Raw genomic sequence first — 23,189 nt, forward strand, 5'->3', positions numbered from 1 at the left:
GGGGCTTCTTCACACCTCACACCTCACCTCCTCAAAACCTTTCAGGCGGCGCAATGTTTGACCCCGAATTTATACTGTGAGGCTGATTAGACTGGGGCGAAAGTTTGACATTTGGAGCATCGAGTTGAATTGCACCAGGAGGCGTTTCGGGAGTTTGTTGGTGAGAGAGCCAGACAAGACCGCCTGCCATTAGCGCCGCATAGCCGACATAAAGATGGAGAGGTTGAACCGCCAACCCTTTGATACCACTTGATTTTGTCTGGGGATGATACCAGGAGGGCAAAATCGCTTGAGTCGGATCGGGTGTCGGAAGAACCGCCAGCAACTTGGCACTATCGAGGTCTAGAGCGGTGCCGATTCGTTTGATGAATCCTCTCAAATAGACATCTTCTGGCAAATGAATGCCTTGCCCCGACTCCAACGCCAGCAGTTGATGCATGGGCACCATTGTTTTGTTATGTAGCTGAGACAGAGACATCGATCGCGCTTCTCTTGCCGCCTTGATCTGCTCCCCAATCTGCTGTAAACCGACCAGTCTTTCTTGGGCGGCCTGTTCTGCGAGATCGGCTAGAGACCGCTTTTTGTATGACTTTTTGGGAGCAACTTTTTGAGCGATTGCCGAGACCGGGTTTGTGAAGGTAGGAGTTGCTGCTTCGGGTACGGGTGCAGTTTCGACCACTTCGACGGTCGGTAGAGGGAGTGTTGCCAATCGAGAACCCAGGGCACGAGAAAAGGCGGCCACCGGAAACTCATCCACCTCGCGATCGTCGGCTCCTCGGATGCCATGATCTGGGGTTTCTCTGGTTTGAACAAAATGTCGCAGCGTCAAGCGAATAGCCTCGCGCCCGATCGCTTTCATCAAAAACTGAGCGCTTTCTGCCCCTTTGACAGGCATCTTCTGCAAATTGCTGAGGGCACGACGATACACTTCACTGCGGTACAGTTCTCCCTCAACTTGTCCTAAAATTTCTCGAAGTCCTTCTGCGGAAATCTCGATCGTGGTATTGCTACCCGGTACATTGAACCCAAACGTTGTGTCTTGTGCCAGCATCTCTCCACCCTCACCGTTGAATGACTAACGGAAGCTTTAAAGTACGAAAAACTACAGCATTTAAGCTGATGCTTCCTTTCTTCGCCTGTTGGTGAGATCTTCCGGAGTAGATAGGTAAATCGGGATGAATTTGTGAAAATTTCTTCGATAACTGCCAGATATCGCGAAAATTGATTGTAGTGAACGTTTTACTGAGAGAGCCACGATCGAGCGGGCGCTCAAATTGCTGTACCAGGTTGTTTTACCAGATTGTTTTGAGGTCGAGGCTAAATCCAATTAAGACTGTTTCACCTGAGAGCGTTGCTGGAGATTCTAGAATTTCGGGGTCTTGATCTGGGCGGTAAATCTCCACTCGCTGAGACTTGGGATCGATCAGCCAGCCTAGTTTGACCCCGCCAGCCATGTACTCTTGCATCTTGGCTTGAGTTTCTTTCAAACTATCGGTTTGTGAAAGCAGTTCTAAAACAAAATCGGGCGCGATCGGTGGAAATTTTTCCTTTTGGTCAGGCGTGAGAGTATCCCAGCGATCGCGACAAATCCACGCGACATCAGGAGAACGACTTGCGCCATTTGGCAACCTGAAGCAGGTGGAAGAATCGAATACTTCACCGAGATCAGTTTGCTCATTCCACACGACAAATCGGCTCGTTAATTTAGCGTTTCCTCTTCCGGTTTCTCCACCTGTCGGGGGCATAATCAGTAGTTCTCCTTTGGGATTGCGTTCAAATTTTATGTCTGGATTGGCGCGGCAAAGCTGATAAAACTGGTCGTCAGTTAGGCGAACGATCGGATCAAAGTTAATGGTGTAGGCAATCATACAATCACCTCTACGGCTTGACGGGCTTGCACTTCTAGGTAAATGAGTAACGCATTGACATCGGCTGGGTTGACTCCTCCGATGCGGGTAGCCTGCCCGATCGTTAAGGGTTGCACTTTTGCCAACTTCTCTCTCGCTTCTTTAGACAGCGTGGTAATCGTAGCGTAATCTAAATCTTGTGGTAGCTTGCGATGTTCTTGTCGCGCAATTTGATCAATCTGATGCTGTTGACGTTGAATGTAGCCTGAATATTTGATGTCAATTTCTGCACCTTCTTTTTCAGATCGATCCAGTGCAGCGTTTCCTAATCCATGTCGTTCCAAATCGCTGTAGTGAAACCCAGATCGTCGTAAAAGATCGGCTAGAGTGATTGAACCTTTGATCGCTTGTTGAGTGTAAGATGCGATCGCTTTTCCAGCTTCACTCTGTTCTTTGACTCGTGTCTCATGCAATCGTTCTTTTTCGGCGATCGTATTCGCTTGCTTGCGCGTAAAGCGTTGCCAACGACGGTCGTCAATCAAGCCAATTTCTCGACCTAGAGGAGTTAATCGCTGATCGGCATTGTCAGAACGTAAAAGGAGACGGTATTCCGATCGCGAGGTCAACATGCGATACGGTTCGCGCAGATCTTTGGTACACAGATCGTCGATTAGCGTCCCGATGTAGCTTTGCTCACGGGGGAAAATGATCATTTCCTGGTCGCAACAAAACCGAGCAGCATTAATGCCCGCGACTAATCCCTGGGCGGCCGCTTCTTCATAGCCCGTGGTGCCGTTGATTTGTCCCGCGCAAAACAGTCCCTCGACTTTCTTCGTCATCAGCGTCGGGAAGCACTGCGTTGCGGGCAAATAATCGTATTCCACTGCGTAGGCTGGCCGGAGCATGGTGCAATTTTCGAGACCGGGGAGCGATCGCAGCATTTGTAGCTGAATCATTTCGGGCAGACCCGTCGAAAAGCCTTGGATGTAAAGCTCTGGCGTGTCGCGTCCTTCTGGTTCGATAAAAATCTGATGGCTTTCTTTGTCGGCAAAGCGCACAATCTTGTCTTCAATACTGGGACAGTAGCGCGGCCCTTTAGCATCGACCCAACCGCCATAAACGGGAGAAAGATGCAGATTTTCGCGAATAATTCGGTGAGTTTCGGTCGTTGTGCGCGTTAAGTGACAGGGCATTTGTTCGCGTTCGATCCAGGCATCGGGATCAAAGCTAAACCAGCGAACTTCAGAATCTCCGGGCTGCGGTTCTAACTGGGTGAAATCGACGGAGCGGCGATCGACTCGTGCTGGTGTGCCCGTCTTCAAGCGTCCGGTTTCAAAGCCCAATCGATTCAAGGTGTCTGTCATGCCTACGGCGGCAAATTCTCCAGCGCGTCCGGCATCCATTGATTTGTTGCCAACCCAAATTTTGCCACCGAGAAACGTTCCCGTCGTCAGCACCACCGCTTTGCACTGAAACGCGACCCCAAAGTAGGTTTCAACCCCGATAATTTCGTCATTTGCGCCCAAAACCAGATCTGTCGCCATCCCTTCTCGAATGGTCAAATTCTCTTGATTTTCGACAATGCCTTTCATCACAGTGGCATATTCGCGCTTGTCGGTTTGCGCCCGCAGTGCCCAGACGGCCGGCCCTCTCGATGCGTTGAGAATGCGTTTTTGCAGGTAGGTGCGATCGCTCACTTTACCCATTTCACCACCCAGGGCATCGACTTCATGCACGAGTTGCGATTTTGCCGGCCCACCGACAGCCGGATTGCAGGGTTGCCAGGCGATTTTATCGAGGTTGAGGGTGAGTAATAGGGTTCGACAGCCCGATCGCGCCGTTGCCAGTGCCGCTTCACAACCAGAGTGTCCGGCTCCGACGACAACAATATCAAAGGCATCCAAAAATTCGACGGGCGTAGTCATGGGCTTGAACGTTAGAGAATCTCACTCAATCTTAACGGTTCTAATCCACCCCAGGATGATGCGATCGTGTTGCTCAATCAAGTCTCGAAGGTAGTCTAAATCTACCCAACTGTCTACAAACTCAAGACCTGGTGGCAATTGACGACCATGATTGCGGGCACGACGATTGCATTGAAATATTGGATGAACCTGTAAAGTCTTGCTTTCAACCTTGGCAGCCACTTCGTTAACTTAACGCACTGATTACTCGATCGTCTCACAGGTAATCTCTGAATACCGCCATAACTGATAGCACCAGCCTCCTAACGACAAAGCTCACCGGACGTAGATAACCTCTGCGCTTCACCGACAACTTTCATACGTTCCAGTGCAGCGACGTTTATGGGCTGCTGGTACTTAGGCTAAGTCGAGAGAAACTCAAGCACCGACCGATTAAATTCATCGGCGTACTCTAAATATGGCAAATGCCCGCACTGATCGAATAACTGCACTTTGGCTTCAGGAATACCCTGTGTTGCTACTTCAGCATGACTGACCGGGAATGCTCGATCCTGTTTTCCCCACATAATCAGCGTGGGTGACTGTATTTCAGATAGGCGATCGCGAATGGGTTGCCAAATCTCTGGTTTAATCCCGAAAAAGTTTCCCATTGTCCTAAAGGTTCGGGTTTGAAACTGCAAGATCTCCGATGACATATTCCGTAACACCAATTCCATGAATTCTCTGTCATTGATGTAAGGAGTTGAATCATAAACACATTGCTGCATCATAAATTTTGCTGCCCCAGGGCTGGGATGATTCAGCAGTTCTCCTACACCTGGAAGTGAGGTTAGTCTTGCCGGAAATGCAACTTCTTTACCCAAGCCACCAAGGCCAATCAAAACCAGCTTATCTACCCTTTTGGGAAATTGTAGTGCAATCTTCAAGGCAAGAATGCCGCCAACCGAACCTGCAATCAGGGAGGCGTGGGATAAGTCTACGGCATCCATGAAGCGAACAATAAATTGCCTCAGATCATCAAGAGTGTAGGTCGCTTTGGGCTTGTCAGATTGGCCTGAGCCGACCCAATCTAGCGCATAGACCTGATGCTGGTGCGCGATCGCGAATACATTCTTGTACCAGTAATCGATCGCTCCTCCCTGTCCATGAATGAATAACACAGGCGAGCCTTGCTCACCTAACTTCCAATAGCGCGTCTTGACACCATCCACTTGAATATATCGATCGGTTGGCATCTTAATCATCATCATTCGCTCCTCTATTGCCGAATATATTGAATTGCTTGAATCAAGGCATTAATCATCAGGTCGTAGCTCTCATCCGTCGATGGCTCTAACGTGAGTAACCCAGCTTGCTCGGTTGCGACAAACCCATAGAAAGCAGCGTTTAACATTCGCATCGCATGAATGGTTTCTAATTCAGTCAATTTGTAGGGTTGAAGAACTCGCTGATAGAAAGTCACGATGCTTTGAACAATGGGCGCACAATCTGGCTCGGTTGGCTGTAAAGGCATTACCGTCATAGCCCGATAGAGTTCAGGACGCGAGCGAGCAAAATCTCTGGCTGTATGAGCTACCGTTTTCAATAGCTTAGAAGAATCACGAATACCCTTGATAGATTGACAGCACAATGCTAGAAATCGCCGCCAAATTTCAAGCGCAACCAATCGCCGTAAGGCTGCGCCACTTTCTACATGTTTATAAATTGAGGGAGGCGTAATTCTTAACTCACGCGCTACTCGATTTACCCCTAAAGCAGTCTCGCCCTCTGTCTCCACACAAATGATTGCGGCTTCAATGATGTCGCGTTGAGTGAGCGATTTTCCTTTGATGGGACGACCCATAGCAAACTCGACTATTTAGCTAATACTATTTACTAAAAGCGAATAGTGTTAGCTTTGTCAAGCATTTTCTTAACTGGTTCAAGGATGTCGTCTCACTACCAACCTTCAAATACCGCCCTCACTACCAGAACTAAGCAGCCCAACTACATTGATAAAGAATTCGGGGAGCGTGAGAACTTCTTTCGAGCAACTCGAAGCGCCCAGTGCACTGCATCGAACTGAGGCTAATCTTGAACGCTGCCATCGGGTAAGGTGGCTCCTGTCAAAATCGCTCCACCCAGCAGGGCACTACTGATTTCAGCATTTGCCAGGTTTGCTCCCGTGAGATTCGCTGCTCGAAAATCGGCTCGACCTAGATAAGCGTGGATCAAAATCGCCTCGATCAGGTTGGCGTTGCGAAGATTGGCCCGACTCAGGTCAGCTCGATTTAAGCGTGATCGCCACAAATTCGCCCCTTGAAAATTCGCTTTGTGCAGTTTGGCATCATTCAAAGTGACATCGCTTAGGTCTGCTCCGCTCAAATCTGCTTCGCTGAAGTCCGATCGATTCAATCGACAATTCTGTAAATTCGCGTGTCTCAAAGTTGTTCCGGTTAAGTTAGCATCTGACAAAAACGCATCTTTGAGAATGGCTTGATTCAAATTCGCCTCACTTAAGTCAGCTTCTCTCAAACTAGCCTCACTGAGATTTGCGCCTGCTAGATTCGATCGGCTCAGGTCAGCCCCCGTCAAATTTGCTCCCCGCAGATCGGCTCCGCGCAAGTCTGCTCCCCGTAAATTGGAGCCTTTGTAGGTGCGTTTCTCTTCTCGCAAGTTGGCCCCGCGCAGGCAAGCCCCCCGCAAATCGGCTCCACTCAAATTGACGTTTCGCAAATCAGCATCTCGCAAGTTGGCATCCAATAAGTTCGCCAATCCCAGATCCGCCCCGCGCAAATCGGCTCCGTAGAGAATAGCCCCGTGCAGGTCAGCATCTCGTAAATTGGCACTGTGGAGGGTGGACTGGCTGAGATTTACACCGGATAGTTGGGTGTGCGAAAGGTTCGATCGTGTCAGGTTCGATCGATTCAGAAACGCTAAAACTAGAATGGCACCGTGCAGATCAGCCTGAGCCAAATTCGCCCCAATCAAATCGGCTCCCATCAGATTCGCTCCGCTCAGGTTTTCACCGACAAACTCCATATCACCCGATTCATAGCGCTCTAACAATTCTTGAACGTTCATGATTTTCTTTGGTAAAGGGTGAGGAGGTAAAGGGTAAGGAGTGAGGAGTGAGGAGGGTGAGCAGTTCAGAGTTCTCCCTATTTAAGCCAGTTCGATTTGGGTAGACTGACTTGCTAGCAAAACTTGGGTTGCACTAGCCTGTGTGGGGTCTGTAAGGTTGTCGTTCATGGCTTGCTGGACTTGCTGCTGGAGCTTGGAGTAACTCGGCTTCAGGCATTTGAGCAAAACGTGCGCCACGTCTACAAATTCGTCAGGTTGGTTCAGATGTTGAGCCGTCTCCCGAAGTTTGGTTTGCAGGTCTGCGATCGACTCACACACTGTCGTCAAGCTTCTTAATAAACCTTCTAACGTGTAGAGTTTCAGGTTTGACCAGTCTTGAGGCGAAAAAGAAAACCGGTAATAGACGATCGAGAACAACAAAATTTTTGCCCTGAGCGGATTGGCATATTTGATGATCTCTAAGCGCAGATCAAACAGATCAATCAGGTCGGCAGGGACGGGCGCGATTATGGGGAGAGGATTTACCTTGAGCAAGTCGGGGGCGGTCACTTGATCCGAAGGAGGCAACAGATCGGTTGGCAGGTTAGATTGTATTTGGTAGAGCGATCGCATCTCCAAAAGAATCGTTTCTGCAATCAGAGCATATTCCACAGGTTTGTTGAGCGTTTTGACGACGGCGGCGAGTCCTGTACTTAGCTCCTCCAGGGTTGGATAGCGTTTCCAAAGTTCGTCGATCAGATCTTGTAGTTGAGCATGATGAATCTTGAGCGGATCAGTTTCCCAATAGTTACGGGCGGTACTGAGCATGAGCTTTTTGATCCGACTGAGATCGAGATTTTGTTGTAGCCGGGAGGCGATCTCTTGGATCTGAGGATGGCAAAGAGGAACGGCCGTCGTCACTTCTACAAACTCTGATTGAGCGTCATAGAGCGCTTCCATTGCTTGGCTGATCAGGTGAGCGATCGGAAAGTATTCGTCTCTTTTGTTGAGTGTCCCGACGAGCGTTTTGAGTCTGGCTTGTAGTTGCTCCAAGGTCGGGTGAAGCTGGCGCAACTCTGACACTAATTTCTCTAAGTTGATGACACTCAGGATATCGGGGTCAGTCTCCCACCAGCTTTTGCAGGCGTAAATGATCAGCTTTTTTACCCGGACTGCGCTGGCATCCTGTTCTAGCTGATCAGCGATTTTTTGGGAGCGTTGCAGGACACATTCATCTGCCATTCGTAAAACGCGCAGTAGGTTGGCGTGTCTAGAGTGCCCGACTAGAAAGGACTTCTCACGAAGGAGGAAAAGTCTTTTGAAGAAATCTTCTGAACCCAAGCCTGTTTCTCAAAGATGAAAAAGGTACCTCCTCTTAAGACAGACGCGAGTGGGAGGCGCGATCGCTAAGTTAGAAATACGGGACTATTTAGAGGGTGAGCGTACTTTCCACGCCCTGGTCGTATCCAATCCACAGCATTCACTCGTCCATTTAATTTCTTCAAAACGAGAGGCTTTTAGAATGAACTGGGATCTCTATCTACAACAATTTCAAGAGTTTGTCTTTTCAAAATCAGAACATCCCCCCTATGTTTTGCTATCGGTGGGCCTCTTGATTGGGGCAACGTCAGGACTGGCCTTTGTCGCCACGCTCAGGCTGGAGATTAACGCCTGGTATAAGAACCATTCCGCGCAAAAGCTGGCTCGATGGGAGCGGCTCAAACTGGCGATTCCCTTTACGGGTACGATCGCTGGACTGTGGATTTTTTTGGGGGCAGGTTTGCAAGCGCTTGGCTTGTCTCCTCTGTTGGCGTGGCTGTTTGCTCTAGGGCTGGCTGGATTTGTCGGTCAGTTTACCTGGTCGCAGCTTGGTAGACGTATTGGCAAAGGAGCCGTTCAGTTTTACCTGGATCAAGCCTTTAAGTTTGACAATGGCTAGAACGATGCTCAGAGTACGGAAAAGTGCTGAATTGCAGGGTCTGTTCCTTGTTATTCAGCGCTTGTTTATAGCACGAGTGCGTTGCGGTGTACCGCTATTCGTCATCATCCAGTTCTTGTTTTTGGGGTGGGTCGATCGCTGGGTCGGGTGTTGGAAGTGGCTCTACGATCGGCGCTTGGGTCGTGAACTCTAATAACTCTTCGACTTGCATCTGTCGGGATTCGGGAAGCTGGAGCGGAGTTTGTACAGGTTCTGCGAGTTGACGCTGTTCTTGCTGAAGTTCTGGCAGGGCGACGAGTTCTTTTTCGACTTCCTTGATATTGATCGGCAATCGAAGCGGCTGCATTTCCTCGATCCAGCAGCTTGCCAATGGGAGTGTCGCATCCAAATCTTCTAGCGCACGGGGAATCACCATCACAGAATGCAGTTCACCAATTCGCTCGGCTTCTTGCATTCCGACATCGATCGCCATAGCCACGTTTGCGATCGTCCCTCGAATAATCGCGGTGCAGAGTCCCGACCCGATCGTTTCATAAGCGGTCAGCGTCACGTCTGCGGATTTGAGCATCGCATCGGCCGCTCCCACCATCGCCGGAAATCCACGGGTTTCGAGTAAGCCGACCGCTTGATTGCGAAAAGGATTACCATGTTTGCCTTTGGCTAGTTCTGCAAGTTTGGTGCCGATCGGTAGCACTGCTTCCAAATTTGCCAACGGACGGGGAACCACGAGGGTAGAAACTTTTTGCCCAAACTGCGCCGCTAAGTCAATGCCTTCCTGAACTGCCAGCCGCACATCCGAAATACCACCCCGCACCACAGCAGTACAAAAGCCTCCGCCCGTTTTTTCGTAACCCACCAGCGTCACATCAGAGGACTTGAGCATCATATCGGCAATGCCGACGATCGCCGGAAAGCTTTCGGTAGAAACCAGACCTAATGCAGTATCAGTAAATCTGTCTAAACGATTCATCAGCGAAGGAACGACAGGGCAATTCTTACCTTCAATCTTAACTGGTTTGTTAAGGTCTTCAGGATTTGTAGAAGTGGAATAATCCGTTCGGAAGAGCTATGTTTTGAGCGTACTTGAAACGAAAGAACGATCCCCGCGGTTGCTTCGTCGTTCCCTGAAGGGGTAATCGCCCTTCTCAACTCCCATTCAAATGTCCATTCTCAGGCGGATTATTTAGATTTCGCTGATTGGGAAAGAGCCTGACTAAAAGATTGTTGACGTAAGTTTGACCATAAACACTCACTTCTGCGACTTTCTCAGCGTCGGGCGGTTTCTCTTGAGGTGATTTCTCTTGAGGCAGCTTCTCTTCAGGCGGCTTCTCTTCAGCCGCAGGCTCATCTGTCCAGGGATCTACCGTTGCAGTCGGTTGGATTATTGGCAGTTCAGAAATCGGTTGTGTGTCTGTGCCTTGAAGTTCGGTTTGAGGACGGCTACGATCGCCCAGCAGCGACCCCGACGGCACCAGACCGCCCGCTTCTACAGAACTATCAAGCAGCGTCGAGGCAGATCCAATACAGGCACGCGCCCCAATTTTCATTGCGCCCACCAGCAGCGCCCCCGCCCCAATGTTGGCACCTTCCTGAATCTCGATCGTTCCCCCATGCGCGTGAATCACGGAGCCAAGCCCAATACAAACCCCAGTACCAATCACAACGCGGCTACCAGGGTCAGCTTGAATCAAAACGCCCGACCCGATCGCACTTCCTGCTTGAATTGTGACATCCCCACTCACAAAATAATGAGCAGTGTCGATCGAGCGTAATTGCAGCGACAAAAAATCCATCGTTCAAGAATTCTTGAGTCCCAAATCTTGAGTTCTGAATTCTGAATGGATTGCCCACGCAAAACCCAAAACTCAAAATTCACAACTATTTACTTTCCAGCCTTTTGAATCACAAGCTCAACGACGCGGCGTTTTGCCTTGGGATCGGTGCCAATCAGACGGACGTATTGACCTGCATATTCAGACAGTGCGGATTCGAGCGCGGCGATCGCCTGGGATTCAGAACCCGCTTGAATCGAAGCACCCGTTTGCCAAGCACCGCCTTTATAGCGACGCACATCCGCATACTCCAAACCGATTCGAGCGCCTTGACGCACCAGTTGACGCACCTGATCCACCGCTTCACCACTCAGCTTTTGACTGCCCGAAGCTGGGGTCGAGTAGTTATTTTTAGCGGCAGGCGGAGCATACATCGGCGGATCGAGAACCAATGAAGTTTCGGGCGTTTTGCCGGGACGATGAATCACAGTTTCTAACACTCGCTTCTTGGCTTGGGTATCGACTCCAACCAGACGGACATAGTGGCTGCTGTGTTCTGCAATGAAGGATTCTAAAGCGGCGATCGCTTCGCCTTCAGACCGAGCCTGGAGCAATGGCGCACTGTTCCAGGAATTGATTTTGAATCGGCGCTCATCGGCAAACTCTAGCCCGATCGCGGCTCCCTGTCCCAGCAATTGACGAATATGATCCGCCACGCCGCCACCTGCACTGACCGAAACGTTGCCGCGAGAAGCGGTTGCCCCATTTCCATTCGTCGCAGACTTGTGACCGTGAGCAACAGGCTTGCCATCAGGACGCTGAACGATCGTTTCCAAGAGCCGCTTTTTGGCCTTCGGATCAATGCCAATCAAGCGCACATATTCACCGCGATGTTCCGCCATGGCCGCTTCTAGCGCCGCAATCACGCTCGATTCGTTAGTGGCTTGAATGGGGGCCGCACTCTTCCAGGAGCTTGTCTGAAACTGACGCTTATCGGCGTGTTCGATCCCAATCCGTCCACCTTTACTAAGAACCTGACGGACTTGAGCCACGATCGACCCGTCCAAAGAGCCTGATGCGGCGTGCCCGTTCCCGTTACTGTAGGACGAAGCGCTGTAGGAAGCAGATCCATTCGACGCAAGTTGGGCAGCTTGTTCGCCCGGTCGCTGAATAATTGTTTCTAGGACGCGCTTTTTGGCTTTGGAGTCAATGCCGATCAGCCGCACATATTCACCGCTATGCTCCACCAGGCAAGCATTAAGCGCATTGATTACATCGGATTCGCGCGTCGATTGAATGGGCGCACAGGTCTTCCAAGAACTGGTTTGAAACTGCCGCTTGTCAGCGTGTTCGGTGCCAATTTTGTAGCCTTGAGACAGCAGTTGACGGACGTGTTCGACGATGCTGCCATTGCCCGAACCGTTGGCACGACTGGCAGTTGAAGGAGATTGATTCATAGTAGGACTCGCCATTTCGTTTCTGATTGGGGCAATACAAGCGATATTGTCGGCACAGCGATAACCCGATCGCAGCGCATCATTGATATGAATAATGTGAGACGCAAACTTGACATCTGACTCTTGGACATTGGGCAAGCGATCGGCCTGTTGCTGACTGGTAATCACCGCGCCAGAAGGCACATACTTTCCAGGCGGAATCTCCACATCCTGCACCAGCGCGTGCATCATCACCACGCAACCGTTGCCCACTCGTGCATTAAACACAGTCGAGCGAAACCCAATAAAACAGTCGTCGCCCACATAACACGGCCCGTGAATCAGCGCCATGTGTGTCAGCGAAGACCGACTACCGACCCAGATCGAATAGGCTTCGCCATCATCTCCCGCGACTCGACCCTGCTCCAGCCCGTGCATGACGACTCCATCCTGGATATTTGTGTCGTCACCAATATGAAACGGGTGCCCTTCATCTGCCCGAATCGACGTACCCGGCGCAATCATCACATCTTCGCCCACTCGCACATCTCCGATGATGTTGGAAAACGAATGAACGTAAGCGGTGTGATGAATTTGAGGTTCAGCGAGACTCTGTGACCAGGGGGTGGGCGGAGCCGCATAACTACGGACTGCCATAACAAAATTTCTCCTAACTGGAAAGCGCCAGATCGATCGCAGGCTTGCGGGGAGTTGACTGCGATCGCATTCTGCGCGGGTCTGAAGTTAAATCAAAAGCATGAGTTCAAACCTTTTTCGCTCCGTTTCTGAGTTGCCCTGACGGGTCGAGACGCAGCGACGTTTGAAAGGATTTCTAGTACTGGGTTCCTTTGTTGTAGAGCGATCGCCCATCCACACTCACGGTGTCAATAATGGCAACCACCGCAGCATCAACAGGACGCTGCTCACTTCCAGGAACCTGACGGGCAGCACTCCCACGGCTCACCAAAACCCATTCGTCTACCCCTGCTCCTACGTTGTCAGCAGCCACCTCAAATTCTTGGAGCGGCTGCCCTGCCTCGTCTAAGAGTTGTAAGAGCAAAAACTTTACGCCTCTAAGACTGGGTTCTTTTTGGGTACTGACAACGGTGCCGCGAACTTTGGCAATGTGCATCAGGCGTTATGGACGGTTAAGCGGGCGAATGCCACTCACGCTCTCACGGAACGGCTCAACTGCCTCGGTGTATCGAATCGGCAGCACATATTCCAGGTTTTCGTGAGGACGAGCAATGATGTGGGTAGACAAGACTTGTCCCCCGTTCACACGCTTGACGTTCTCAATCCCAGCAGCCACGGACGCTTGAACTTCGGACACGTCACCGCGCACAATTACTGTAACGCGACCGCTTCCGATCTTTTCGTAGCCTACCAGCGTGACGCGAGCGGCTTTCACCATTGCGTCTGCGGCTTCTACCACTGCGGGGAAGCCCAAGGTCTCAATCATGCCAACTGCAATAGCCATCGTTAATTCTCCCTTCCAATCTGTTTCTAAACATCGAACTTGATCGCGAGTCGCCTGGTCATCGGACTTTAGGCTTTAGACTTTTTGCTCACTCATGTATCTGAATGCTCTGGAGTCTAATGTCACAGGTCTGATGTCCCCAGTCCATCCTCTAACTTCGGAATTGCTCAACCGCTTCGGTATATCGAATTGGCAAGACATATTCCAGGTTTTCATTGGGGCGAGCGATGATGTGGGTAGACAGGACTTGTCCCCCGTTTACGCGCTTGACGTTCTCAATCCCAGCGGCGATCGAGGCTTGCACCTCAGAAACGTCTCCCCGGATGATCACCGTGACGCGACCGCTACCAATCTTTTCGTAGCCTACCAGCGTAACGCGGGCGGCCTTCACCATTGCGTCTGCGGCTTCTACAACAGCCGGAAACCCCAGCGTCTCAATCATTCCCACAGCGATCGGCATTTCTAAACTCCTGATAAGTGAAACTAATTACCTAAATCCAAGAAAGTTTGTGGACGGGGACATCCATCATTTCAAGTTTTATCAAGGCTTCCACTGTGTTCTTTATTAAGAATATGGGGTGGGTGACACACTTGACAATATAACCTTTAATGATTGTTGCAAATCTTAGGGATAATCTAAACTTATTCAAAGTCTGAAGTTCCCACCACGTACCGAAGGAAGTCTTAAATTTGTTGGAAGATTCTACAGAAGTCATCATAGACTCTTTTCAACCCACTTTATAGAGAACTTTATTGAACATAAGTCACATTTATACACATAGAGTTACGTTTCTACATGATTTGGCTTCTCGGTCGGCCGCATCGCGATCGCATTGTGTTTTGGTGGGTTTAAGCGGTAAGCTGAAGTTTAGACAAATTAAAAGACATCTTTTCTAAAGCTTCATAACCATTCGGCTCTCCAAGAACTCCTTGGGGGGTGTTTTTAGCAGATTTTTTCAGGCGAAGGACAGACTCAATGCAACAGTTCCTCATCGAAACAAGCTGGTGGGTTCCGTGTTATGGATTGCTCGGTGCGATCCTGACGTTACCGTGGTCTACAGGCGCGATTCGCAATACTGGCCCACGGCCCGCCGCTTATTTCAACCTTTTGACGACGCTGATCGCATTTTTTCACGGCACAGCCCTGTTTACGGCCACCTGGGGACAAGAATCACAACAATTGACTCTGCATTGGTTCAAAGCGGTTGACCTGGATTTGTCTTTCACGCTAGACATTTCTTCGACCAGTGTGGGCGCGATGGAACTGATCACAGGCCTGAGTCTTTTGGCGCAACTGTTTGCCCTGGGTTACATGGAGAAAGATTGGGCGCTGGCTCGATTTTTTGCGCTGATGGGCTTTTTTGAAGCGGCGATGAGTGGCTTAGCTGTTAGCGATTCTTTGCTGCTCACGTATTGTCTGCTGGAGTTGCTGACCCTCTCGACTTATCTGCTGGTCGGATTTTGGTATGCTCAACCCCTGGTAGTCACGGCAGCGCGAGATGCTTTTCTGACGAAGCGCGTCGGTGATATTCTGCTACTGATGGGCGTTGTGGCGCTTTCCACGTTTGCTGGCAGCATGAATTTTCCTGACTTATACGATTGGGCAGAAACGGCTGAACTGTCGCCCACAGTTTCGGCTCTATTGGGGGTGGCGCTGATTGCGGGCCCGATCGGGAAATGTGCCCAATTCCCCCTGCACCTGTGGCTAGATGAAGCGATGGAAGGGCCCAACCCTGCTTCGATTCTGAGAAATTCTGTTGTCGTTGGCTGCGGGGCCTATGTGTTGATCAAGCTCCAGCCAATTCTAATTTTGTCGCCCGTGGCTTCGACCGCGCTGGTGGTGTTAGGGTCGATGACGGCGATCGGGGCTTCTCTCGTCGCGATCGCTCAGATTGATATGAAGCGGGCCCTTTCCCATTCCACGAGCGCCTACCTGGGATTGGTTTTTGTCGCGGTGGGCATGAATTGGTCAGGATTTGCGCTGTTGTTGTTGTTTGCTCACGCGATCGCGAAAGCATTGCTGTTTATGAGTACTGGATCGGTCATTGCTACAACAAGCTGTCAGGATATTACTGAATTGGGCGGCTTGTGGTCAAAGATGCCAGCCACTACATCAGCGTTTGTCGTGGGTTCGGCGGGCTTGATTGGGCTACTTCCCCTCGGCGGATTTTGGGCCTTAGAGCGCGGACTGGATGACTTTTGGTATGACCAGCCCTGGCTTGTGATCGTCGTTTTGGCAACCAACGCTTTGAGCGCTTTAAATTTAACTCGCGTCTTTCGTCTGGTGTTTCTGGGCAACTCGAAGCCTAAAACTCGTCGTGCGCCTGAAGTGCCCTGGACGATGGCGGTGCCGCTGGTGACGCTGACCGTCTTTACGTTGACGATTCCCTTAATTTTGCAAAAGCTGGCGGTGTTACCCAACTGGCGCTATTTGAATGGGCCCGCTTCGATAATGCTGGTTGGCTCAGGGTTGGCAGGTCTGATCTTGGGAGCCACTATCACGCTGAACTATAACTGGTCGAGACCGATTCAAGCACCCTTGCGATTTGCACAGGATTTGCTGGCGTATGATTTTTACGTCGATCGCCTCTATCGCGTCACCGTCGTTTTTGTCGTCAGCACCATTTCACGATTTAGTGCATGGTTCGATCGCTACATTGTCGATGGCGTTGTCAATCTGGTTGGACTAGCTTCTATTTTCAGTGGTGAAAGTTTGAAATATAGCGTTTCAGGTCAATCTCAAGCGTATATGTTGACCATTCTCATTGGCGTTGGTGTGCTGGGTATTGTCCTCACCTGGTCAATGTGGGAATCTCTTTTGAGCTTGATGTTTTAGCCAAAAGCATTTGACACTTAACTCTCAAACCTCAACCCTCAAAACTTTGAATTATGCTCAGTGCTTTAGTTTGGATTCCAGTTGTCGGAGCGCTCCTGATTGGGGTTTTGCCAGGAACGATCGCCCCCCGTCGGATTCGGCAAATTGCGTTAGCTTTTAGTGCGATCGTGTTTACCTGGACGATTGTAATTGCCAGTCAGTTTGATGCGATTAGCATTGGCTTTCAGTTTCAAGAAGACATTCCCTGGCTCGATTCGCTGGGCTTGACTTATCGGCTGGGACTGGATGGATTGTCTCTACCGTTGCTGGTTTTGGGAAACTTTTTGACGATCGTTGCCATTTACTGTAGCGATGTTGAAATTGAACGTCCTCGATTCTATTACTCATTGGTGCTGCTGCTCAACACGGGAATCGCTGGCGCATTTTTGGCACAGAACTTACTGCTGTTTTTCCTATTCTACGAAATCGAACTGATTCCCCTTTACTTGCTGATTGGCATTTGGGGCGGAGCGAGACGCGGCTATGCAGCAACCAAATTTTTGATTTACACCGCCGTTTCAGGAATTTTGATTTTAGCAGCATTTTTAGGATTAACCTGGCTGGGTGGCTCCCATTCCTTTGAGTATAATCCGGCGCTTTCTCAGGGATTGCCATTAGCGACTCAGTTTGTATTGCTGGGTGCGATTCTCATCGGTTTTGGAATTAAGATTCCGCTATTCCCTTTACATACCTGGCTGCCTGACGCTCACGTTGAAGCCTCTACGCCCATTTCTGTGTTGTTGGCGGGTGTATTACTGAAACTAGGAACCTATGGACTGATTCGATTTGGGCTGGGTCTATTTCCTGAAGCCTGGGCGATTTTGGCTCCCTGGTTAGCGACCTGGGCCGTAGTCAGCGTCTTGTTTGGGGCATTTACGGCGATCGCTCAAACCGACATGAAAAAAATGGTGGCATATAGCTCGATCGGGCACATGGGTTTCATTTTACTAGCGGCGGCGGCAGCGACTCCTCTCAGCTTGTTGGCAACGGTTTTTCAGATGGTCAGTCATGGTTTAATCTCAGCCATGCTGTTTGTGTTAGTGGGTGTGGTTTATAAAAAAACAGGCACTCGCGACATTACTGTTCTCAAAGGCTTGCTCAATCCAGAACGCGGTTTACCGATTATTGGCAGTCTGATGGTGGTCGGCGTGATGGCCAGCGCAGGCATTCCCGGCATGATTGGCTTTATTTCAGAATTTTTAGTGTTTCGCGGCAGCTTCCCTATTTTCCCAGTTCAAACGCTACTCTCAATGGTAGGCACTGGCTTGACGGCGGTTTATTTCTTACTGCTAGTCAACCGCACCTTTTTCGGTCGGCTTCCAGAGCAGTTTTCCAACCTTCCCAAAGTGCCCTGGTCAGAACGCTTGCCAGGTTTCGTCCTCGCTGCATTAATTGTCGTTTTGGGACTACAACCCAACTGGCTAGTCCGCTGGACAGAAACCACGACGACCGCCATGTTGACCGACTATCCAACGATCGCCACCAAACCCTTCAAAAGCATCATCACCCCGTCCCCAACTATCCAAACGATCGCCACCGAAAACCCAATCACCCCCAACAATTAGCCCTTCATCCCTCATCCCTCATCCCTCATCCCTCATCCTCCCTCTATGGTCAGCACCACCCGCAAGCCCTCAAACCACCCCCTAACTGAGATCATCGATCGCCTGGAATCTGGGGGCGCACTTCTGCCTGATTCGCCGGACAATGTGATCGAAGTCGTGGGCGTTCTCAAAAGCTATGCTGTTGTCTTAGATGCTTACTGGCGCAATCTCACTTACATTTCACAAGATCAGTTTTTAGTGTTGTTTCCGTTTTTCAAATACTTTAACGGCGACGTTTCGTTTAATAAACTACTCAAGCACTGGTGGCACGATCGTATCAACTACGAGTTCGCTGAGTACTGCATGAAAGCGATGATGTGGCACGGCGGCGGCGGGTTAGATAAATACCTCGATTCTCCCCAATTTGAAGAACTGGTGCAGCAGGCCACTCAAGCCAAACTCAAGAGGAATCTGCCAATTAGAGGGTTGGCTAAAGCGTTTCCAGAATTCATCCCCGAACAGATCAGGCAGCTTTGCTATTACAGTGCGCTGGGTCAGTTTTGGAACATTATGAGCAAGATGTTTTTTGAACTGTCCGATCGCTACGATGCAGGCGAAATTCGAGCTATTCCCGATGTGGTTGCCCATGTCAAAGATGGATTAGTCAATGCGGCAAGTGTGCCCATTACCTATGCGGTGAAAATTGGTGACAGCACTTACGAGATTATTCCCAAGTCTGCCAATCTGACGTTTTTAATGGATGCGGCCGTGCCGTATGTCGAAGCCGTTTTCTTGAAGTCATTTCCCTTTATGGGCACCGTTTCTTACAACGCGCAAGCTCAACAGATCTCACCCGACACCGATCGCTTTAATTACGGCGTTCTCTATGCTGATCCGTTGCCGACTGGGGGCGCTGGTATTCCTCCGACGCTGCTGATGCAGGATTTGCGTCACTATCTGCCTGATTATTTGCGAGACTTTTATCAGGTTTGTGAGCGGGGTGAAACTGATTTGCGCGTGAGAATTTGCATCAGCTTTCAGAAATCCATGTTTTGTGTCACAACGGCTGCAATTTTAGGCTTAATGCCCTTTGCGATCGACACCTCAGATCTTCAAGAACAACAAGCAAACCGCAAATATCTCGAAGGCTGGATGAATCGCTTAATGGATTCTCGCTTGCCCAATGTCCAAGTTTGCGAAATGTAGTTTGAGATGACCTGCGATTTGACGAACTGCTGCGATCGGAAGGTCAACGTCTTCAGCAACACGCTCGATCGTGTCCCCTCTTTTGAGCAAACGATCGGCTGTTTTTAACTTGGGTGAAATTTTCACAAAGTTTCTAACGAGTCCGATCGCTGCCGACTGGAGGCCTGACATCTTCCTGCCCAAGACTCAATTTCGTTGCCAACACCAATGACTACTGTTGTGCTGCTTTCTGGACGGTTGCGAGATCCACATCAAGGCGCTGTGCGATTTGCTCTACACTCATTCCAGCTTCCATTAGTAAAGGAACTGTCACTCGCAACATTTCAGCTTTTCCTTCGGCTTTGGCTTCTTGATAGACTCTAGTTTCTTGTGAGCTTTGTCCTAACATCGACTCGACCTCCTCTCGACTCAGGTTGGAGAATTTGTAGATTGCGATCGTTTTGATCACTTCGATTATCTCGTCTTTTTCAATCAATGGAATAGATGCTTGCCCAACTCGTGCAATGAGTTGCTTTGCTTGTTGAATCATTTCGGCATCAGACGCAATGGGAAGCTGAAGCAGGCTTAAGCCGAGGGACTGCTGGTCGAGGGTGTCTAATTCTTCGAGATAGATTCGATAGACTTGACTGCTGTTGAGTAACGCACGATGAAGCGTGAGATTGGATGGTTCAATAGTGCGAGACGGAAAAATCAAGATGCCATACCAATCGTCGTAGCGTGTTTGATTGCGATAGAGGTAGGTCAAGGATTCGGTGAAGAAGCGATGGTAGAGGGATTCGTCTTTCTGAAACTGCACCTCGGCAAAAATGATGGTTCTGGGCGTTGCGCCTTCGACTGGGAGAAATACGCCATCAATGCGAAAGGAGGTTTCTTTGACCTCTACGGAGTCGAAGCGGTAGTTCTGAGGGTGCAGAGATTGCAGATCAGCCAGTTCAAACAGGAGTTCGGGGAAGCGTTTGAAGATCTGATAGTAAATGGTGTCTCGTTTCACGGTTGAAGTCGAAGCGATCGCACGGAAGCAATTCAGATTGTAGACCGCAACGATCGCTTTGCAGACCAACAAACCTGATCGCAAACTCTTCAGAAAGGATCGCGTTCCCAGGTTAGCGTAATGCCTAATTTGCCAAATGCTTCTTCGATCGTAGCTTTGGTTTGTTTGCTGTATCCACCAAATAAATGAACTCTGGGTTTGCGATCGGGAAAATAGGTTTGATAGACCAGTACTTTTGTCGCGTCTTTCCAGTTGTGGACGTGTTTGATTTCAATGACTTCTTGATCGGTGAGGAGGTCGATCGCGCCAGCAGGGGTTTCGACTTCGCGTTCTCCGCCTTCACGCTCTTGCAGGATGACTTGAATCATGGTTTCACTTTCAGGTTTGTGCGCTTTCCATCGTTTCTCCTTGTCGTCGTAGCTGGCTAATACAGGGTTCACAGATCTGAAAGGGCTTGTCTTCCCACTTTTTCCAATCAAATAGTTTGGGACTCAGAGAGCGGCGACAGCGTTGGCAATAAGTTCTAGCCATGATGCTGTTGTGCAATGGTCTGAAAGAGCCTTGAGCAGGTCTGTATTTTAACAAGAAGTGAGATTGAGTGCGATCGCGTTTCACGCTCAAAAAAGAAGCCCGATCGTTCTGACCGAGCTTTTTAGAAATTCGATCGCACTCGATCGAAAACAAATGCACTTCGCAACGGTGACCAAAGTCTCGCAGCGTTTCCAACTAATCCGATCGCACTTGATCGGAAACAATAATTTTTCGCGCAACAGCACACCCTGACAGCGTTTCCAACTAATCCGATCGCACTTGATCGGAAACGGTTGTGATTAAATACGCCGCGGATCTGCATCATGTTTCCAACTAATCCGATCGCACTTGATCGGAAACCAGATATGGGGGTATTTCAGGTATTTGAGGGAAAGAGTTTCCAACTAATCCGATCGCACTTGATCGGAAACACGAATTGCTTACACAGTATCGTCACTCTTACGGGTTTCCAACTAATCCGATCGCACTTGATCGGAAACTGTTATGGGAGCACCTGGAGAGATCATCATAGTGTTTCCAACTAATCCGATCGCACTTGATCGGAAACCCCGCCTTTGTAGGAGCCTTACCCAGAGCGCGTTTCAAGCCTCAAAATTGTGGGGGTCATTTTCAGAGTCAATAAGCAAAGGATTATTGAGAAAAAAGTCTCCACTCTGAGCCGTGAAACCTATGCTGGATGAGCGATTTGCGGGGGTCAACGCAAGAATCAGCCTTTGGGCGATCGCCTGACCCTCACAATTTTAGTCCTACTCTATGGTTGTCCGCCAGACTTTTAAGTACTTTTAACGAAAAAACACCGCAATTTTACGGAGTCTTCCGGGAATCAACGCTAACAGAGGTGAATTAGGAATAGGCTTCGCCCTGCAAAAATGTTTCAGCCTCCATGCCCAACCCTTCAGACTCATCTTCCTATACGGCGGTTACCTTCGCCCCCATTCAAGGCTTCATCGAAAACTCTCGCAAACTCCGTGACCTCTACGGAAGCTCCTACCTGCTTTCTTTTCTCTCCTGGTCAGTCTGCCACGCTGCCGAAAGTCGAAGATTCACGATCATCTCTCCTGCACTAACCAATGTTGCTCAAGGGCTGCCCAACGTCATCATTATCGAAGGGAAGTTTGATGCAACCGTCGCCAAAGATGCATTTGATCAAGCCTGGAAATGTGTTGTAGAAACGTGCCGTGTGTGGGTTCAGGAAACTCTCGAATCTGACCCAAATGGCAAGCGCTGGCACTATCACTGGGAGCGGGATTGGAGCCTCTGGGCAAATTATGCCTGGGAGTTTTTTTGTGTGCATGGAGAACCTCGTGAAACTATTACTGAAGTCAAAAACAGGCTAAGTGAAACCAAGCGATCGCGCCAGTGGACGGGCATCAATTGGACAGGAGAAAGCTCTACATTGTCTGGAAGTGATGCGATCGCCTATCCCGAACTCGGACGCATTGCCGATCCACGCCGCTACAACTATCAGGAGCAAAAAACCAAAGTCGAACTGTTCTATAAACAACTCAGTGACAAACTCGGTGAAGCATTCATTGACCCTCGTGAAGAACTCAGCATCCCCGAACTGGTTAAACGTTTGATTACTCACGGGTTAATCGCTCGACGACTCCGCAACAATCTCCAGACTGTTCTACGGATTGACGATGAGAGCAAGCTGGATGAATTAGAACAATTGGTGAGTGAGATCGAACGAGAATTACGTCCTGAATCTTTTAGAGAGTTGAATCGGCATGAGTCGAAGTATTGGACAGGCTGGTTTCAGGGCGATGGGGACGGTGCAGGAAGCTATCTAAAAGATCAACCACCCGACGAGATCAAAAAGTTCAGCAAAACCATGCGTGAATGGGGAAAAGATTTAGTCGATCGCCAAAATTCCAAAACTTTAACAGCAGCAGAGAAGCCTCTTCCAGGTCAAAATAGTCGAATTGTTTACGCTGGAGGTGATGACTTTTTGGGTGTGTTGTTCAATGCAGACAAGCAAATCGAAACAACCGAATGCTTAAAGTTTTTTACACACTTCAAGACGCAGGTTTGGGATAAACCAAGTGATAAACCGATCGATGTCAGCGTGGGGTTTGTGTGGGCAGGAGCGAAAGTACCTCAGCGAGAAGTTTTGCAACACTGCCGCGAAGCTGAAAAAGTCGCGAAACAGAAAGGACGCGATCGTATCAATTTTCGCATCTTATTCAACAGTGGCACTTATCTAGAATGGGTCTGTCCGTGGTGGATCTTGGAAGACGGATTATTGGAAAAGTATCGCGATCGTGAAGGCAAACAGAAATGGGTTCATCTCTACAACGATGTCGCTGTTCTCGAATCTCGACACGCTTTTGGTAATGGGAATGACATCGATATAGAAGTCACTAAATCACTGTTTCAGGCATACTTCGGTGAAAAGGAGGACTTACTCAACGAGACAAACTGGTGGAATTGCTACGATGAACGCGATCGTCCAATCTTTGCAGGCATTTTGGGCGACAAGAAACACTGTCCTCCTGACGAAGTTAACCGTGCGCTCAACGATTGGGTGATTAATCTCGCCAAAGTTGGGTTTCATTTGCATCGAGATTGGAGTTAAAT

23 protein-coding genes and 1 CRISPR repeat array are annotated in these 23,189 nt (G+C 49.5%); of the genes, 5 read left to right on the plus strand and 18 right to left on the minus strand.

All coding sequences use genetic code 11. The features are described 5' to 3' along the window. Positions 1 to 31 precede the first annotated feature (31 nt). From ACKFKH_RS12450 to ACKFKH_RS12485, 8 genes are all read right to left on the minus strand, one after another. Positions 32 to 1,051, minus strand: coding sequence for a helix-turn-helix domain-containing protein (locus tag ACKFKH_RS12450; RefSeq protein WP_446858617.1), 1,020 nt, complete (start codon positions 1,049 to 1,051; stop codon positions 32 to 34). 241 nt (positions 1,052 to 1,292) lie between these two features. Beyond that, positions 1,293 to 1,868 (minus strand): Uma2 family endonuclease, encoded by a 576-nt coding sequence (locus ACKFKH_RS12455; protein ID WP_446858618.1) that lies wholly within the window; start codon positions 1,866 to 1,868, stop codon positions 1,293 to 1,295. Beyond that, entirely contained in the window at positions 1,865 to 3,772 is a 1,908-nt protein-coding gene (gene mnmG / locus ACKFKH_RS12460; RefSeq protein WP_446858619.1) for a tRNA uridine-5-carboxymethylaminomethyl(34) synthesis enzyme MnmG, read from the minus strand. The genes ACKFKH_RS12455 and mnmG overlap by 4 nt, the downstream gene beginning before the upstream one ends. A 21-nt stretch (positions 3,773 to 3,793) precedes the next feature. After that, the gene (locus ACKFKH_RS12465; protein ID WP_446858620.1) at positions 3,794 to 3,994 is read right to left on the minus strand and encodes a hypothetical protein; all 201 of its coding nucleotides are present in this window, start codon (positions 3,992 to 3,994) and stop codon (positions 3,794 to 3,796) included. Between the two features lie 179 nt (positions 3,995 to 4,173). Next, positions 4,174 to 5,019 (minus strand): alpha/beta fold hydrolase, encoded by an 846-nt coding sequence (locus tag ACKFKH_RS12470; protein WP_446858621.1) that lies wholly within the window; start codon positions 5,017 to 5,019, stop codon positions 4,174 to 4,176. An 11-nt stretch (positions 5,020 to 5,030) separates the two neighbouring features. Next, positions 5,031 to 5,615 carry a TetR/AcrR family transcriptional regulator gene (locus tag ACKFKH_RS12475; protein ID WP_446858623.1) on the minus strand — a complete coding sequence of 195 codons (585 nt, stop codon included), beginning with the start codon at positions 5,613 to 5,615 and terminating at the stop codon, positions 5,031 to 5,033. 224 nt (positions 5,616 to 5,839) lie between these two features. Further along, the gene (locus tag ACKFKH_RS12480; RefSeq protein WP_446858625.1) at positions 5,840 to 6,835 is read right to left on the minus strand and encodes a pentapeptide repeat-containing protein; all 996 of its coding nucleotides are present in this window, start codon (positions 6,833 to 6,835) and stop codon (positions 5,840 to 5,842) included. 81 nt (positions 6,836 to 6,916) lie between these two features. Beyond that, the gene (locus ACKFKH_RS12485; RefSeq protein WP_446858626.1) at positions 6,917 to 8,056 is read right to left on the minus strand and encodes a hypothetical protein; all 1,140 of its coding nucleotides are present in this window, start codon (positions 8,054 to 8,056) and stop codon (positions 6,917 to 6,919) included. 280 nt (positions 8,057 to 8,336) lie between these two features. Between ACKFKH_RS12485 and ACKFKH_RS12490 the strand changes: the two genes are divergently transcribed. Next, positions 8,337 to 8,753, plus strand: coding sequence for a hypothetical protein (locus ACKFKH_RS12490; RefSeq protein WP_446858627.1), 417 nt, complete (start codon positions 8,337 to 8,339; stop codon positions 8,751 to 8,753). 94 nt (positions 8,754 to 8,847) lie between these two features. Here ACKFKH_RS12490 and ACKFKH_RS12495 read toward each other — a convergent pair whose 3' ends face one another. The 6 genes from ACKFKH_RS12495 to ACKFKH_RS12520 form a co-directional block, all read right to left on the minus strand. Further along, positions 8,848 to 9,723 carry a carbon dioxide-concentrating mechanism protein CcmK gene (locus ACKFKH_RS12495; RefSeq protein ID WP_446858628.1) on the minus strand — a complete coding sequence of 292 codons (876 nt, stop codon included), beginning with the start codon at positions 9,721 to 9,723 and terminating at the stop codon, positions 8,848 to 8,850. A gap of 175 nt (positions 9,724 to 9,898) precedes the next feature. Beyond that, entirely contained in the window at positions 9,899 to 10,546 is a 648-nt protein-coding gene (locus ACKFKH_RS12500; protein WP_446858629.1) for a hypothetical protein, read from the minus strand. Between the two features lie 89 nt (positions 10,547 to 10,635). Continuing rightward, complete coding sequence (locus tag ACKFKH_RS12505; RefSeq protein WP_446858630.1) at positions 10,636 to 12,618, minus strand: ribulose bisphosphate carboxylase small subunit; 1,983 nt, start codon at positions 12,616 to 12,618, stop codon at positions 10,636 to 10,638. Between the two features lie 175 nt (positions 12,619 to 12,793). After that, positions 12,794 to 13,093: a EutN/CcmL family microcompartment protein gene (locus tag ACKFKH_RS12510; RefSeq protein WP_446858631.1), complete on the minus strand. Its 300-nt coding sequence runs from the start codon at positions 13,091 to 13,093 to the stop codon at positions 12,794 to 12,796. Between the two features lie 6 nt (positions 13,094 to 13,099). Next, entirely contained in the window at positions 13,100 to 13,441 is a 342-nt protein-coding gene (locus ACKFKH_RS12515) for a carbon dioxide-concentrating mechanism protein CcmK (RefSeq protein WP_017290237.1), read from the minus strand. Between the two features lie 151 nt (positions 13,442 to 13,592). Next, positions 13,593 to 13,901 (minus strand): carbon dioxide-concentrating mechanism protein CcmK, encoded by a 309-nt coding sequence (locus tag ACKFKH_RS12520; protein WP_446858632.1) that lies wholly within the window; start codon positions 13,899 to 13,901, stop codon positions 13,593 to 13,595. Positions 13,902 to 14,417: 516 nt separating this feature from the next. Between ACKFKH_RS12520 and ACKFKH_RS12525 the strand changes: the two genes are divergently transcribed. Genes ACKFKH_RS12525 through ACKFKH_RS12535 form a run of 3 tightly spaced genes read left to right on the plus strand, consistent with a single transcriptional unit; the run spans position 14,418 to position 19,066 of the window. Continuing rightward, a complete protein-coding gene (locus ACKFKH_RS12525) occupies positions 14,418 to 16,277 on the plus strand; it encodes an NAD(P)H-quinone oxidoreductase subunit F (RefSeq protein WP_446858633.1) in 1,860 nt (619 codons plus the stop codon). A 53-nt stretch (positions 16,278 to 16,330) separates the two neighbouring features. After that, positions 16,331 to 17,881 carry an NADH-quinone oxidoreductase subunit M gene (locus ACKFKH_RS12530; protein ID WP_446858634.1) on the plus strand — a complete coding sequence of 517 codons (1,551 nt, stop codon included), beginning with the start codon at positions 16,331 to 16,333 and terminating at the stop codon, positions 17,879 to 17,881. Between the two features lie 45 nt (positions 17,882 to 17,926). Then, positions 17,927 to 19,066, plus strand: a complete 1,140-nt coding sequence (locus ACKFKH_RS12535; RefSeq protein ID WP_446858635.1) for a CO2 hydration protein — start codon at positions 17,927 to 17,929, stop codon at positions 19,064 to 19,066. On the opposite strand, the gene ACKFKH_RS12540 is transcribed toward ACKFKH_RS12535, so the two are convergent. The 4 genes from ACKFKH_RS12540 to ACKFKH_RS12555 are packed head-to-tail and all read right to left on the minus strand — an operon-like array spanning position 19,022 to position 20,741. Then, positions 19,022 to 19,237 carry a hypothetical protein gene (locus ACKFKH_RS12540; protein ID WP_446858636.1) on the minus strand — a complete coding sequence of 72 codons (216 nt, stop codon included), beginning with the start codon at positions 19,235 to 19,237 and terminating at the stop codon, positions 19,022 to 19,024. The two genes, ACKFKH_RS12535 and ACKFKH_RS12540, sit on opposite strands and share 45 nt — an antisense overlap. 40 nt (positions 19,238 to 19,277) lie before the next feature. Beyond that, the gene (locus ACKFKH_RS12545) at positions 19,278 to 20,141 is read right to left on the minus strand and encodes an Rpn family recombination-promoting nuclease/putative transposase (RefSeq protein WP_446858637.1); all 864 of its coding nucleotides are present in this window, start codon (positions 20,139 to 20,141) and stop codon (positions 19,278 to 19,280) included. A gap of 5 nt (positions 20,142 to 20,146) precedes the next feature. After that, on the minus strand, positions 20,147 to 20,425 hold the full coding sequence (locus tag ACKFKH_RS12550; protein WP_446858638.1) for a hypothetical protein: 279 nt from the start codon (positions 20,423 to 20,425) through the stop codon (positions 20,147 to 20,149). A 10-nt stretch (positions 20,426 to 20,435) separates the two neighbouring features. Further along, complete coding sequence (locus ACKFKH_RS12555) at positions 20,436 to 20,741, minus strand: hypothetical protein (RefSeq protein WP_446858639.1); 306 nt, start codon at positions 20,739 to 20,741, stop codon at positions 20,436 to 20,438. A 34-nt stretch (positions 20,742 to 20,775) separates the two neighbouring features. Then, positions 20,776 to 21,156: direct repeats of the CRISPR family, unit length 35 nt; unit sequence GTTTCCAACTAATCCGATCGCACTTGATCGGAAAC. Positions 21,157 to 21,492: 336 nt separating this feature from the next. Between ACKFKH_RS12555 and ACKFKH_RS12560 the strand changes: the two genes are divergently transcribed. Beyond that, complete coding sequence (locus ACKFKH_RS12560) at positions 21,493 to 23,187, plus strand: Cas10/Cmr2 second palm domain-containing protein (protein WP_446858640.1); 1,695 nt, start codon at positions 21,493 to 21,495, stop codon at positions 23,185 to 23,187. Positions 23,188 to 23,189: the final 2 nt, after the last annotated feature.

It is taken from the genome of Phormidesmis sp. 146-20 (assembly GCF_052939475.1).

Excerpts from the sequence above, each read along its gene's own strand:
- ACKFKH_RS12510 (WP_446858631.1), bottom strand. The coding sequence starts at position 13,093 with ATGCACATTGCCAAAGTTCGCGGCACCGTTGTCAGTACCCAAAAAGAA.
- ACKFKH_RS12505 (WP_446858630.1), bottom strand. The coding sequence starts at position 12,618 with ATGGCAGTCCGTAGTTATGCGGCTCCGCCCACCCCCTGGTCACAGAGT.
- ACKFKH_RS12520 (WP_446858632.1), bottom strand. The coding sequence starts at position 13,901 with ATGCCGATCGCTGTGGGAATGATTGAGACGCTGGGGTTTCCGGCTGTT.
- ACKFKH_RS12495 (WP_446858628.1), bottom strand. The coding sequence starts at position 9,723 with ATGAATCGTTTAGACAGATTTACTGATACTGCATTAGGTCTGGTTTCT.
- ACKFKH_RS12535 (WP_446858635.1), top strand. The coding sequence starts at position 17,927 with ATGGTCAGCACCACCCGCAAGCCCTCAAACCACCCCCTAACTGAGATC.
- ACKFKH_RS12485 (WP_446858626.1), bottom strand. The coding sequence starts at position 8,056 with ATGGCAGATGAATGTGTCCTGCAACGCTCCCAAAAAATCGCTGATCAG.
- ACKFKH_RS12525 (WP_446858633.1), top strand. The coding sequence starts at position 14,418 with ATGCAACAGTTCCTCATCGAAACAAGCTGGTGGGTTCCGTGTTATGGA.
- ACKFKH_RS12470 (WP_446858621.1), bottom strand. The coding sequence starts at position 5,019 with ATGATGATTAAGATGCCAACCGATCGATATATTCAAGTGGATGGTGTC.
- mnmG (WP_446858619.1), bottom strand. The coding sequence starts at position 3,772 with ATGACTACGCCCGTCGAATTTTTGGATGCCTTTGATATTGTTGTCGTC.
- ACKFKH_RS12490 (WP_446858627.1), top strand. The coding sequence starts at position 8,337 with ATGAACTGGGATCTCTATCTACAACAATTTCAAGAGTTTGTCTTTTCA.
- ACKFKH_RS12560 (WP_446858640.1), top strand. The coding sequence starts at position 21,493 with ATGCCCAACCCTTCAGACTCATCTTCCTATACGGCGGTTACCTTCGCC.
- ACKFKH_RS12475 (WP_446858623.1), bottom strand. The coding sequence starts at position 5,615 with ATGGGTCGTCCCATCAAAGGAAAATCGCTCACTCAACGCGACATCATT.
- ACKFKH_RS12515 (WP_017290237.1), bottom strand. The coding sequence starts at position 13,441 with ATGGCTATTGCAGTTGGCATGATTGAGACCTTGGGCTTCCCCGCAGTG.
- ACKFKH_RS12530 (WP_446858634.1), top strand. The coding sequence starts at position 16,331 with ATGCTCAGTGCTTTAGTTTGGATTCCAGTTGTCGGAGCGCTCCTGATT.
- ACKFKH_RS12455 (WP_446858618.1), bottom strand. The coding sequence starts at position 1,868 with ATGATTGCCTACACCATTAACTTTGATCCGATCGTTCGCCTAACTGAC.
- ACKFKH_RS12500 (WP_446858629.1), bottom strand. The coding sequence starts at position 10,546 with ATGGATTTTTTGTCGCTGCAATTACGCTCGATCGACACTGCTCATTAT.
- ACKFKH_RS12450 (WP_446858617.1), bottom strand. The coding sequence starts at position 1,051 with ATGCTGGCACAAGACACAACGTTTGGGTTCAATGTACCGGGTAGCAAT.
- ACKFKH_RS12480 (WP_446858625.1), bottom strand. The coding sequence starts at position 6,835 with ATGAACGTTCAAGAATTGTTAGAGCGCTATGAATCGGGTGATATGGAG.
- ACKFKH_RS12540 (WP_446858636.1), bottom strand. The coding sequence starts at position 19,237 with ATGTCAGGCCTCCAGTCGGCAGCGATCGGACTCGTTAGAAACTTTGTG.
- ACKFKH_RS12550 (WP_446858638.1), bottom strand. The coding sequence starts at position 20,425 with ATGATTCAAGTCATCCTGCAAGAGCGTGAAGGCGGAGAACGCGAAGTC.